Annotated in this window: 8 protein-coding genes; 3 read left to right on the top strand and 5 right to left on the bottom strand. The window is 70.1% G+C overall.

Annotated features, from left to right (window positions below):
* Positions 1-147 precede the first annotated feature (147 nt).
* Positions 148-2,505, top strand: coding sequence for an arylsulfatase (locus FMP39_RS19920; protein ID WP_141591913.1), 2,358 nt, complete (start codon positions 148-150; stop codon positions 2,503-2,505).
* On the opposite strand, the gene FMP39_RS19925 is transcribed toward FMP39_RS19920, so the two are convergent.
* The 5 genes from FMP39_RS19925 to FMP39_RS19945 form a co-directional block, all read right to left on the bottom strand.
* Positions 2,489-2,800: a hypothetical protein gene (locus tag FMP39_RS19925; RefSeq protein ID WP_141591914.1), complete on the bottom strand. Its 312-nt coding sequence runs from the start codon at positions 2,798-2,800 to the stop codon at positions 2,489-2,491. The genes FMP39_RS19920 and FMP39_RS19925 overlap by 17 nt on opposite strands.
* Before the next feature lie 74 nt (positions 2,801-2,874).
* Complete coding sequence (locus FMP39_RS19930; RefSeq protein ID WP_228558147.1) at positions 2,875-3,462, bottom strand: hypothetical protein; 588 nt, start codon at positions 3,460-3,462, stop codon at positions 2,875-2,877.
* A 27-nt stretch (positions 3,463-3,489) separates the two neighbouring features.
* Positions 3,490-5,937 carry a hypothetical protein gene (locus tag FMP39_RS19935; protein WP_141591916.1) on the bottom strand — a complete coding sequence of 816 codons (2,448 nt, stop codon included), beginning with the start codon at positions 5,935-5,937 and terminating at the stop codon, positions 3,490-3,492.
* Positions 5,938-6,190: 253 nt separating this feature from the next.
* Positions 6,191-7,543, bottom strand: a complete 1,353-nt coding sequence (locus tag FMP39_RS19940) for a sigma-54 dependent transcriptional regulator (RefSeq protein WP_141591917.1) — start codon at positions 7,541-7,543, stop codon at positions 6,191-6,193.
* The gene (locus tag FMP39_RS19945) at positions 7,540-8,814 is read right to left on the bottom strand and encodes an ATP-binding protein (RefSeq protein ID WP_194858482.1); all 1,275 of its coding nucleotides are present in this window, start codon (positions 8,812-8,814) and stop codon (positions 7,540-7,542) included. The genes FMP39_RS19940 and FMP39_RS19945 overlap by 4 nt, the downstream gene beginning before the upstream one ends.
* Before the next feature lie 68 nt (positions 8,815-8,882).
* On the opposite strand from FMP39_RS19945, the gene FMP39_RS19950 reads away from it, so the two are divergent.
* Both FMP39_RS19950 and FMP39_RS19955 read left to right on the top strand, forming a co-directional pair.
* Complete coding sequence (locus tag FMP39_RS19950; protein WP_141591918.1) at positions 8,883-10,034, top strand: hypothetical protein; 1,152 nt, start codon at positions 8,883-8,885, stop codon at positions 10,032-10,034.
* Positions 10,035-10,048: 14 nt separating this feature from the next.
* Entirely contained in the window at positions 10,049-12,217 is a 2,169-nt protein-coding gene (locus FMP39_RS19955; protein WP_141591919.1) for a bifunctional alpha,alpha-trehalose-phosphate synthase (UDP-forming)/trehalose-phosphatase, read from the top strand.
* The last annotated feature ends 1 nt before the right edge of the window (position 12,218 follow it).

The raw sequence follows: 12,218 nt of genomic DNA on the forward strand, positions 1-12,218 counted from the left end.
CTGACGCGGTGAGCGCCCTTGGCATGCGGTGTTCCGCCTGCTCGTGTCCGCCTGAAGGCCAGGGGGCATTGTCGGTCCCCATGTGCATCTCCCTCCACGAGGGTCCGCGGCACGTTCATTCCCGCGCGTCCTCGTGGAGGCCGCGCCATGTCGCTCAAGGAATACCTTCCCGGAACGCCATTCCCTGGTGTCATCGGCCGGACGGATGAGGAGTCCTCGCCTGCCTGGCCCGCGCCGCTGCGCGCGAAGCCGGGGGCACCCAACGTCCTCTTCATCGTCCTGGACGACACGGGCTTCGGTCAGCTCGGTTGCTATGGCTCGCCCATCCGCACGCCGAACCTGGACCGGTTGGCGAAGGGTGGGCTGCGCTACAACAACATGCACACCACCGCGCTCTGCTCGCCCACGCGCTCGTGCATCCTCACCGGCCGCAACCACCACTCCAATGGCATGGCGGGAATCACCGAAATCTCCGTGGGCTACCCCGGCCGCAACGGCACCATCCCCTTCGAGAATGGCTTCCTCTCCGAGATGCTGGCTGGGCACGGCTACAACACCTACTGCGTGGGCAAGTGGCACCTCACTCCCGCGGAGCAGACGAGCGCCGCGGGGCCCTACTCACGCTGGCCCCTGGGCCGCGGCTTCGAGCGGTACTACGGCTTCCTCGGGGGCGACACGCACCAGTACTACCCCGACCTCGTTCACGACAACCATCAGGTCCGGCCACCGAAGACACCCGAGGAGGGCTACCACCTGACGGAGGACCTGGTGGACCGGGCCATCGGCTTCATCGCCGACGCCAAGCAGGTGGCGCCCGACAAGCCCTTCTTCCTCTACTTCTGCACCGGCGCCATGCATGCGCCCCACCATGTCCCCCGGGAATGGGCGGACCGCTACAAAGGCCAGTTCGACGACGGCTGGGATGCCTACCGCGAGAAGGTCTTCCGGCGTCAGCTCGAGACAGGCGTGCTGCCACCGGGCACCCGGTTGTCGCGCCATGACCCGGACGTGCAGGACTGGGACAGTCTGTCTGCGGAGGAGCGGCGGCTCTATGCGCGGATGATGGAGGTGTTCGCGGGCTTCCTGGAGCACACGGACCACCACATCGGCCGGCTCATCCAGTCACTGGAAGCGAGCGGGGAGCTGGAGAACACGCTCGTCATGGTCATCTCCGATAATGGCGCCAGTCCGGAGGGTGGCCTGCATGGCTCCGTCAATGAGCTGAAGTTCTTCAACAACGCGCCGGAGTCGCTGGAGCAGAACCTGGCGGCGCTGGACGAGCTGGGCGGACCGCGCCACTTCAACCACTATCCCTGGGGCTGGGCCTGGGCGGGCAATACGCCCTTCAAACGGTGGAAGCGCGAGACGTATCGGGGTGGTACCACGGACCCCTTCATCGTCCACTGGCCCCGAGGCATCCAGGCGCGGGGCGAGATTCGCTCTCAGTACTGCCACGCCATCGACATGGTGCCCACGGTGCTGGACTGCCTGGGCATCGACCCGCCCACGGAGCTTCGCGGCGTCACGCAGTCACCCATCGAAGGCGTCAGCTTCAAGTACTCCTTCCAAGACGCGGACGCGGAGAGCCGGCACCACACGCAGTACTTCGAGATGTTCAGCCACCGGGCCCTGTACCACGACGGATGGCGGGCGGTGTGCCCGTTCCCCGGACCGTCCTTCACGGAGTCGCACGAGCCGTTCGGCATGCTGAAGCTCACCGAGGCCAGACTGCGCGAGTTCGATACGGAGGGCTGGGAGCTGTACCACGTGGCGGAGGACTGCTCGGAGACGCGGAACGTGGCCGCGCAGGAGCGCGACAAGCTCATCGAGATGATTGCCCGTTGGTACGTCGAGGCGGGCCGGTACGATGTGCTTCCGCTGATAACGCCGTCCCGCGAACTCTTCGCCGTGGAACGGCCGCAGATTTCGCGGGAGCGGGAGCGTTACGTCTACCGGCCGAATACCTCACCCGCGCCGGAGAACGTGGCGGTGCACGTCCTCAATCGTGCCCACGCCATCACCGCGCGGGTGGAGGTGGAGGACGGCGTCGAGGGCGTGTTGCTCTGCCACGGTGGATTGACGGGCGGGTACTCGCTCTTCGTCAAGGACGGGAAGCTGCACTACGTCTACAACTTCGTGGGAGAGAAGGAGTTCCACCTGGAGTCCGCCGTGGACGTGCCGAAGGGACACGCGGAGCTGCGCTTCGAGTTCCAGCCCACGGGGACGCCTGACCTGCCCGCGGGCCGGGGCGCGCCGGGGCTGGGGCGCCTCTTCATCAACGGAGACCTGGTGGCGCAGCGCGACATCTCGGAGACCATGCCGCTGCTCATCAGCCTGGGCGAGGGGCTGACATGCGGCCGAGACGAGAACTCACCGGTGAGTCAGCAGTACCAGCCGCCCTTCGCCTTCAAGGGCGGGACGCTGACGGAGGTGGTGGTGGACGTGTCGGGTGAGCACGTCCACGACGCCGCGACGGAGGCGAACACGGTCATGGCGCGGCAATAGCCGCGTGGGCGGTGGACGGACCTGGGGCGACGGTGACGATGATGATGTCGGTGCGTCGCCCCAGGGCCAGCAGCTCGGCAGGGCTGGGCACCACCGGGTACCGTGAGCCTCCGCCTCCGACGCCCTGGGGGAAGTACAGCGCCCTTTCCGCCTCCACGTAGAGGACGGGGACGCGGCTTCCCCGGGCCTCGATGCCCGGAGGCGCGAAGACCTGGACGTCGTGGTCGGGGAACGCGGGTGGCGACGGAGCACACCCAGCGGCCAGGGCGAACAGCAAGGACAGCCAACGTCGCATGACGGGACTCCTGGCCTCGGCCTGATGGCCGGGCGCTCGATGGGTTCATGACGGATGTGCGGCGCGGCCGTGGCTCAGGGCGGCCGGGTGACGTCACAGCGCGCACTGGCGCCGCGGGCGAGGTCCTCGGCCACCGAGCGAAGCAGCACGGTGCCCGTGAGGGTGTTGCCTTCCTCGCCCGGGGCTTGCTTCCCCTGCGTGAGCCACGCGGCCACCCGGCCCAGGCTCGCGGCGGTCACGACGTGAAGGCGGACGCTGATGCGCACTTCATAGCGCGCGCCGGGCTCGGGCCTTTTTTCCAAGGTCCACGCCACGCGCTCCAGCGTCAGTGCGGACGGGCCTTCTGGCAGGGGGCGTCCATCCAGCACGTAGGCGCCCTTGGTGAAGGCGAGCACCTGCGTCAGACGGGCGGTGTCCATTCGCGCGTCGAACCAGACGGTGTTGCGTTGCCAGAGCGTCAGCTCCACCTCCAGCTTCCCTGCCATGCCCAGTCGCACCAACCGGTCCAGCTCGGGTGAGACGAAGTCGAAGGCTTCGGAACGGACCATGACGCGCCGTCCGGCCAACGTGGCGGTGCAGGTGGTGCGCGGCTCTTCTGCATGGACCGTGGGGGCGTGCAGGCCCGCCACGGCGATGAGCGCCGTGCCGAGCCTGCGTCCCACGTGTTTGCGTGGCCAGTCCATGCGTCTTTAGAAGGTCCGCTGGAAGAGCAGCCGGGCTTCGGGCGTGGCGGTGGCCCGCTCATCCGTGCGCCACGCGACGTCCATCCGCACGTTGTCTCCGAAGTGGAGGCTGGCGCCCAGGCCGAGCCGTGCATCCGTCCATGCGTCATCTGCCCGCACCGTGCCCAGGTCCACGAAGACGCCCAGGGCGCTCCAGCGGTACTCCGCGCTGGTGAGCACGGACACGTCGCCGCGGTACTCCTTGAAGCCGAAGCCGCGCAGCGCCGTCCATCCACCCAGTGCCTCGCGCTTCTGTTCGGGCAGACGGTGGCCCCCCGCGGTGCGCACGCGCAGCGACAGGCCGGTGTCCCAGCCGGTGGGCACCTCCATCGCGATGTCGCTCACCAGCTTCCAGAAGCGCGCGTCACCGCCCGCGCTCCCCGGACCGTTGCCCACCTCCAGCGTGAGCAGGCCCCGGAGCGACGCGCGGCTCTCCCAGTCGCCATCCCGGTCGAAGAGTGACGTCTCCGGCGTGCGGAACAGCGAGCCCACGGACGCGGCGGCGGGCACGTTGCTGGCGTACTCCATGCGCACCACCACGGAGTCGAAGCGGCCCTCGGTGACGGGCGCGTTGGGGAAGGGCGCCGAGTCGTTCCGGAACAGGGAGAAGGGCGGCGTGAAGCTGCGCATCGACTCGTAGCGGTCGTTGCGGTACTCGACGCCCGCGAGCCAGTCGTCCGCCCAGCGCCAGGTGGCGAAGGCCGTGAGCCCCTTGCGGCGGAAGTAGTCGCGGTCCGGCCGGTTGATGAGGGCCGAGTAGAGCGACGAGTCGATGTCGCCCATCCGCCACCGGTCCAGCGTGTCGGTGAAGTCGTAGACCTGCGCGCCCAGCTCCGCGAGCCCCACCCGCGGCACCTGGAGCTTCGCCCCACCGAGCATGTTGATGCGCCGCTGGCGCCGCGTGCCTTCCGGGTCATCCGGCAGATACTGGCCGCCCCACCGCAGCGGGATGGTGAGCGCGGCATCCACGGTGACGTGCGCGCGGTCCTTCGCATCCCAGAGGCGCAGCCGCCCTGCAAGACCTGGCGAGAAGCCCGTCACCTGCGTGTGCATCGGAAGCAGGTCCACGTCGAAGTCGGGCCGCCGCGTGCGCAGGTGCACCACCAGCTTCTTGCCCTCGAGGGTGATGCTGTCGGCCGAGTCCACGTCGTCCCACCAGTCGGCGAACTGCTTCCAGTTCAGCTCGAACTCCACCTGCTCCCGGTGGCGCGGCTTCGCGCGCGGTGCTTCCTGCGTGTGATAGGCGCGGGTGCCGTCCGGCTCGCGCGTCTCGATGATGTGGGCGCGCTGGGCACGCGGGCTGTCGGAGTCGTCCGCGTCCGCGGGCTCCAGGAAGGGGAGCCGCGAGGTCAGCCGCCGCACGGCGCGCTTCGCGTCACTGCGGAGGAACACGGTGCCAGGCTTCAGGTCCAGCGCGTCCTGGACACGCGCGGCGATGTCGGCGTCCACGCCGCGCACTTCGATGGACTCGAGCCGGCCTTCATCCACCGTCACCGTCAACTTGCCATCCGGCGACAACACCGCGGACAGGCTGGCGAGCATGTAGCCGTCGTCACGCAGGCGCTTCAGCGTGCGCTCCAGGCCGTGGGCGACGCCGCCCAGGAAGATGCCGGGGTGCAGCGTGCCGCGCTCCAGCCGGGCCACCCAGTCACGGGACGGATAGCGAGGCGGGCAGGGACGGACGACGGAGAGCGTGCCGCGCCGGGAGTCCACGCGCAGCGTGGCGGTGAAGGAGTCGTCGTCTTCGTCCTCGGTGGGGAACCGGTGCGGGAGCCAGAGCAGCTCTTCGAGAATCTCGGTGGCCTGCAGGTCCTGAAGCCCGTTCACCTCCACGGCGGAGACGACGGCGTTCTCCTCCAGGTGGACTTCGAGGACCGCTGGCTGCGGCGCCTCGGCCACGCGCACGCGCGGCTCCACGCGGGCGAACAGTCCCGAGCGAGCGAGCCGCCGGAGGAACAGGTGGACTTCTCGTCCGCTCAGCAGGGCCTCCGAGTCCGCACGAGGCGCACCGATGAAGGCACGCACCTGCGCATCCGTCAGCCAGTGAAGCCCGTGCAGTTCGATGCGGCCGGGCGTGAGCGAGCGCCCATCCACGGCGAGCTGAAGCGGGGCCAGAACGCTGGTGTCTCCCGAGTCGTCGTCCTCGAAGTCGTCGGGGCAGGACTTCTTCGTGTCCGTTGGGGTGTCGCCTCGGGCGTCGGTCGCGGGGGAGCGTGGCTTGCCGCCAGCCTCCTGGTTGTCCGTGGCCGTGGTTGCGCCTTCCGCAGGCTCTGACTGCGGGGTGTTGCCCGTTTCACCTTGCGACGGAGCGGCTTCCGCGGATGAGGGCGCGTCGGAGCGTGGCTCAGGTGCAGGGGCTGGCTGCGCGACTGCGAGCGCGGGGAGGAGACAAATGAGGAGCGCGAAGCGGTTCATGCACGAAGGGAGAGCACGGGCCGTTCCACCCAGAGGCGTCGGGCAAGTGCCTGAAAGAACGAGGGCCGAGCAGCCATGTCGATGTCATGGAGACATCGGGATGTCGAGTCGTGATGTGGTACTGACATCGCCAGTGGCGATTGCGTGCGGCCGTCCGGCACCCGCCTGGAGGCATGGGGGCGCTTTCGGTACCGGGGCCGTGGTTGCGGCTGGTCCGAAAATCGGGGGCAGATCAGCAGAACTCCCGCGGGCTTCAGGTGACAGGGAGTCCGAGCGCCTTGATGCGCCGGTAGAGGTTGCCCCGGTCGACCTGCAGCAGCCGCGCGGCTCCGGCGATGCTTTCGCCTTCCTGGAGCGCCGCGCGGATGAGCTCGCGCTCGAAGTCCTCCACGTGCTCCCGGTAGCTCTTTTGTCCCAGGGAGGGACGGCTGGCCACGGCGGTGGCCTGGGGCGCGGAGACGAGCTCCGGGCCCAGGGTGAGCGGGCCCTCACCCCGGAGCAGGTTGAGGCGCTCAATGAGGTTGCGCAACTCGCGCACGTTGCCCGGCCACGCATAGGCGCGCAGCGAGGTTTCCGCGCCGGGCGCGAGCACCAGTGGCACTTGAGGCCCCGCGAACTCCGCCGCGAAGGCGCGGGCCAGGGGAAGCAAGTCCTCCGGCCGCTCGCGCAGAGGCGGCACCTGGAGGGGCATCACGTTGAGGCGGAAGTAGAGGTCCTGCCGGAAGCGGCCCTCCTTCACCGCGCGGGCGAGGTCCTGGTGCGTGGCCGCGACGACGCGCGCATCCACCGGCACGGGCAGGCTGCCGCCCAGCCGCTCCACTTCCTTCGTCTCCAGGACGCGCAGCAGCTTGGCCTGGAGCTCCAGAGGCATGTCGCCCAGTTCGTCGAGGAACAACGTGCCGCCGTGCGCCTGTTCGATGCGGCCCGCGCGCCGCGACAGCGCACCGGAGAACGCGCCCTTCTCGTGGCCGAACAGCTCGCTCTCCAGCAGGGTGGAGGGAATGGCCGCGCAGTTGACGGCGATGAGCCGGCCCTTGCGTCCCGAAGCGAGGTGCAGCGCCCGCGCCACGCGTTCCTTGCCAGTGCCCGTCTCGCCGGTGATGAGGATGGCGGTGTCGCTGGGGCCCACGCGCGCGATGAGCTGGCGCAGTGACGCCATGCCAGCGCTGTCACCCACCAGGTGGCCGGGGCGGGCCAGTGCGTCCAGCAGCCGCTCGCGCTCTTCCTGGAGCGAGCCCAGTGCCAGTGCGTTTCGCACGGCGGTGAGCAGCCGCTCGGGGGAGGGCGGCTTCTCCACGAAGTCCGTCGCGCCCAGCCGCAGCGCCTGCACGGCCTCGGCGGGTGACGCCTCCCCGGACAGCACCACCACGGGCGCGGGGAAGGGCCGGGGGAGGCGCGCGAGCAGCTCCAGGCCCGTCTCGCCCGGCATGCGCAGGTCGAGCAGCATCATCGCCGGGGGACCTTCGGGCGCGTCGAGCAGCTGGGAGGCCTCCGCCGCGGAGCGGGCCTCCACGGGCGTGAAGCCCTCATCGCTCAGCAGTCCGCGCAGGGCCCTGAGGACGCCAGAGTCGTCATCGACGATGAGGATGCGAGGACCGGGCTTCATGGGGACGGAGGCGGGGTGAGGGGCAGTTCCACGCGCGCGAGCGTACCGCCGCCGGGCGCGGGCTCCAGGCGCAGGCTGCCGCCGTGCTCGTGGACGATTTTCTGGGAGATGGGCAGGCCCAGGCCGCTGCCGCCGGGCTTGGTGCTGAAGAGGCCACGCGTGAGGGCCGGGCCTTCGAGGACGGTGGGGACGCCACTGCCTCCATCCGCCACGGTGACGCACACGGTGCCCGGCTGCGGCGACTCCAGTGTGACGTGGACTGGCGCGGCGCTGGCGGAAGAGGCCTCGGTGGCGTTCTTCACCAGGTTGCCGAAGAGGCGACGCAGGCCATCCGGGTCCGCGCGCAGCGTGGCCTCCGCGCCAGGCCGAAGCTCCACGGGCACGGGGGACGTGCCCGCGTACAGGGTGCACACCTCGGCCAGCAGCGGGCGCAGGGGCACGTCCTGGAAGCGCGGCGCGGGCAGGCGCGCGAAGGTGGAGAAGCTCTGGGTCATCCGCATCAACAGGTCTACTTCCTCCTGGAGGAGGGCCACCGCTTCGGTGACGCGGGTGGTGTCGTGGGGCGTGGACGCATCCGTCCGGTTCAGACGCGCGAGCGACAACTTCATTGCGGTGAGGGGGTTCTTCAGCTCGTGCGCGAGCGCGCGGGCCACGTCCTGCCAGGCGGCAATCTGTTCCGCGGACTTGAGCCGCTCGCGCTGCGACAGCAGCTCCTGGCCCATGCGGTTGAACTGGCCCAGGAGGAACTGGAGCTCGTCGCGTGGAGGCTCGGGGGCGGCGAGCCGCACGGAGAGGTCGCCGCTCGCATAGGCCCACATGCCTTCCGTGAGGGTTCGCACCGGACGCGTGAGGGCCCGCCCGAGCAGCACCGCAGCCACCGTCAGCGCCGCGCCCGATATGAGGACCAGCGCGGTGATGAAGGCGGGCACGCGGCGCACCAGGGCTCGTCGCGCCAGCTCCGCCTGCGCGAGGTTGAGCCGCGCCTCGTTGAGCGAGTCTTGCGGCAGCTCCCGCCGCGCCAGCTCCGAGGCGACCTCCTCCAGCACGCCCTCCACCGGGGCGATGGACACCGACAGCACCCGCTCCAGCGCGGCTTGTGCCAGCACGCCGAGCAGCACCAGCGGCACCCAGCCGGCGAGCAGCATCACCGCTAGCAGCCGGCGCCGGAAGCGTGGAGGGGGCAGCGGAAGGTCCGCGGCGTGTTCAAGGCCCACCCTGTCACCGTGCGTGCGGGCCCCTGTGGGCGCGGCGGCGTGCATGGGACGGTTCATACCGCATCCGGACGTGGGCCCGGTGCCGAGTCCCTGGCGCGGAGACTCTGGTAGGCTGCATGGCCCCGATGCCTCGTCTTCTCGCGCCCTCCCAGGGCTGGTTGTTCAGTCCGGGAGTGGACCTGTCCGTCTTCGCTGGCAGCGCGCTCGTCTCCGTGGCTTTCGTGCTCGCCGCGCCCTGGCTGGGCGTGGCGGGCGGCACGCCGCTGTGGGCATGGCTGCTCTTCGTCGTCTGCGTGGACGTGGCCCACGTCTGGTCCACGCTGTTCCGCACCTATCTGGATCCGGACGAGCTGCGGACCCGCCCCGGGCTCTACCTGGGCGCGCCGCTGGCCGCCTACATGGCGGGCGTGCTCGCCCACCTGGTGTCGCCGGGCACGTTCTGGACGCTGTTCGCCTATGTCGCGCTCAGCCACTTCGTGCGGCAGCAGTACGGCTGGGTGGCACTGTACGGCCGCAAGGCGCGCGTCTCCGTGCTGGAGCGGCGCCTGGATGCCGCCGCCGTCTATGCCGCCACGCTGGGCCCCGTCATCTGGTGGCATGCGAACCTGCCGCGCGGCTTCTGGTGGTTCGTGCCCGGGGACTTCCTGTCGGGCCTGCCGTCCTGGGTGGGCACCGTGGGGCTGGGGGTTCACGCGGCGGTGCTCATCGCGTGGGCCGGCTTCCAAGCCGCGCGGGTGGTGCGCGGCGAGGGTGTGCAAGCGGGCAAGGTGCTGCTGGTGGTGGCGACGTGGGTGGCGTGGTTCGGCGGCATCGTCGTCGCGCGGGACGACTTCACGTTCACGGTGATGAACGTGGTGCTGCACGGCGTTCCCTACTTCGCGCTGCTCTTCCGTTATGCGCGGGGACGGCTGGAGGAGGGTGGCTACGGCGCGGGGGCGGCGCTGCTGCGCGCGGGGCTGCCGGGCTTCCTGCTGTTCCTGGTGGCGCTGGCCCTGGCGGAGGAGTTCCTGTGGGACCAGGTCGTGTGGCGCGAACACGGCGCGCTCTTCGGCGAGAGCGACGTGACGCTGCCGCCGGACGTGTTGTCGCTCGTGGTGCCGCTGCTCGCGCTGCCGCAGGCCACGCACTATGTGCTGGATGCCTTCGTGTGGAAGCCGGGCCGGCAGCCCGCGCTGCTGTCACGGCTGGGCTGGACACCGATGGCCACCCGACACGAGGGACGCACATCTGGCATGAAGCCCGTTTCGACGATGGCCATTCCTGCACGGAGTGACTAATTCAGGAGGGGCCTATGTCCCGACTCCTACTCGTCTCGAACCGGCTTCCTGTCACCGTCAAGGTGGAGAAGGACACTGTCTCCGTGGTCCGCAGCGCGGGAGGCCTGGCCACCGGCCTGCGCCGTCCGCACGAACGCTCGGGGGGGCTGTGGATTGGCTGGCCCGGGGATGTCTCCCGTCTGTCGGAAAGTCAACGCGCCCGCGTGGACGCCCAGCTCGCGGAGCTGCGCTGCGTGCCACTGACGCTGTCCGCCAGCGAGGTGAGCCGCTACTACGAAGGCTATTCCAACCGCGTCCTGTGGCCGCTGTGCCACTACATGCTGGAGCGCATTCCGCGCCAGGACCGCGATTGGGAGGTGTACCGCAAGGTCAACGAGCGCTTCGCGGACCTGGTGGCGAAGCACTACGAGCCCGGGGACACCATCTGGGTCCACGACTATCAGCTCATGCTGGTGCCCGGCATGTTGCGCCAGCGGCTGCCCGGCGCGCGCATCGGCTACTTCCACCACATCCCGTTTCCGTCGTCGGAAATCTTCAGCACGCTGCCGCGCCGGCGTGAGCTGCTGAAGGGGCTGCTGGGCGCGGACCTCATCGGCTTCCACACGGTGAGCTACGTGCGGCACTTCTCCGGAGCGCTGCTGCGGCACCTCGGGCTGGACACGGACATCGACCGCATCATCTGGGAGGGCCGCGACGTGCGCGTGGGCGCCTTCCCCATGGGCATCGACGCGCAGGCCTTCGAGTCGATTGCGAGCGAGCCCGGCATGCAGGAGGAGGTGGCGAACCTGCGCCGGTCCTCCGAAGGGCAGCGCATCCTGCTGGGCATCGACCGGCTGGACTACACCAAGGGCATACCGCGGCGTCTCCTGGCGGTGCAGCGCGTGCTGGAGCGCACGCCCGCGTGGCGTGGCCGCCTGCGGTTCATCCAGGTGACGGTGCCCAGCAGGACCCAGGTGGAGGCGTACGCCAACTACCGCGAGCTGGTGAACGAGCTGGTGGGGCGCATCAATGGGCTCTACGGCACGGTGCACAACGTGCCCGTGCACTACCTCTACCGCTCATTCAACGAACGGCAGCTCGTGGGGTTGTACCGGGGCGCGGATGTGATGCTCGTCACGCCGGTGCGGGACGGGATGAACCTGGTGGCGAAGGAGTTCTGCGCGGCGCGTCCGGACGACGACGGCGTGCTGGTGCTCAGCGAGTTCGCGGGCGCCGCAGCGGAGCTGGGGGGCGCGCTCGTCGTCAACCCCTACGACGTGGACGCCATGGCGGACGCCATCGAGAAGGCGCTGGGGATGGCGGAGGAGGAGCGCCGCACGCGCATGCACACGCTGCGCAAGCAGGTGAAGTCGCGGGACGTGCATTGGTGGACGTCCTCCTTCCTCGACCGGCTCCAGTCGCTGCCCGCGGTGGACGTGCGCGCCGAGGCGGGCGCGCCCGAGGCGCTGGCGCAGATGAAGCAGGCGGAGCGGCTGCAACTGCTCCTGGACTACGACGGGACGCTGGTGGGCTACGCGCCCCGGCCGGAGCTGGCCGCGCCGGATGCGGCGCTGAAGGGGTTGCTGGCGAAGCTGGTGGCCCGGCCCGGCACCTCGGTGAGCATCGTCAGCGGCCGGCCCAAGGAGACGCTGGAGGAATGGTTGGGCGACCTGGCCATGGGCCTGTATGCCGAGCACGGCCTGTGGTCCCGCCCGGCGCCAGGGGAGGCGTGGCGGATGCTGGAGGGCGTGACGTTCGACTGGAAGGAGCGCGTGCGCCCCGAACTGGAGACCTTCTCCGCGCGCGTGCCGGGCTCCTTCGTGGAGGAGAAGACCGCGTCGCTGGCGTGGCACTACCGCCTGGTGGACGCGGAGTTCGGCGCCATCCAGTCCCGCGAGCTGCGGCTGTACCTGGCGGAGAAGTTCGCCGGGCAGTCCATGGACATCCTCTCCGGGGACAAGGTGGTGGAGATTCGTCCGCAGGGCGTGCACAAGGGCCGCGTGGTGGGCGAGGCCACGAAGGGCGCGGCGCCCGGGGCCCTCGTGGTGGCCATCGGCGATGACCGCACGGACGAGGACCTCTTCGCATCCATTCCGCCCGGCGGGCTCACCATCCATGCGGGCAACAAGCCCACGCGCGCGGCGTTCCGGGTGAATGGCCCGGACGAGGTCCGCGCGCTGCTGGCGGGTCTGCTGGAGTCGTAAC

The organism is Myxococcus sp. AB056, from assembly GCF_006547365.1.
Classification (GTDB): Bacteria; Myxococcota; Myxococcia; order Myxococcales; family Myxococcaceae; genus Myxococcus; species Myxococcus virescens.

Bases quoted from the DNA above. Each gene is read 5' to 3' on its own strand.
- FMP39_RS19955 (WP_141591919.1), top strand. From the start codon at position 10,049: ATGTCCCGACTCCTACTCGTCTCGAACCGGCTTCCTGTCACCGTCAAG.
- FMP39_RS19925 (WP_141591914.1), bottom strand. From the start codon at position 2,800: ATGCGACGTTGGCTGTCCTTGCTGTTCGCCCTGGCCGCTGGGTGTGCT.
- FMP39_RS19945 (WP_194858482.1), bottom strand. From the start codon at position 8,814: ATGAACCGTCCCATGCACGCCGCCGCGCCCACAGGGGCCCGCACGCAC.
- FMP39_RS19940 (WP_141591917.1), bottom strand. From the start codon at position 7,543: ATGAAGCCCGGTCCTCGCATCCTCATCGTCGATGACGACTCTGGCGTC.
- FMP39_RS19920 (WP_141591913.1), top strand. From the start codon at position 148: ATGTCGCTCAAGGAATACCTTCCCGGAACGCCATTCCCTGGTGTCATC.
- FMP39_RS19950 (WP_141591918.1), top strand. From the start codon at position 8,883: ATGCCTCGTCTTCTCGCGCCCTCCCAGGGCTGGTTGTTCAGTCCGGGA.
- FMP39_RS19935 (WP_141591916.1), bottom strand. From the start codon at position 5,937: ATGAACCGCTTCGCGCTCCTCATTTGTCTCCTCCCCGCGCTCGCAGTC.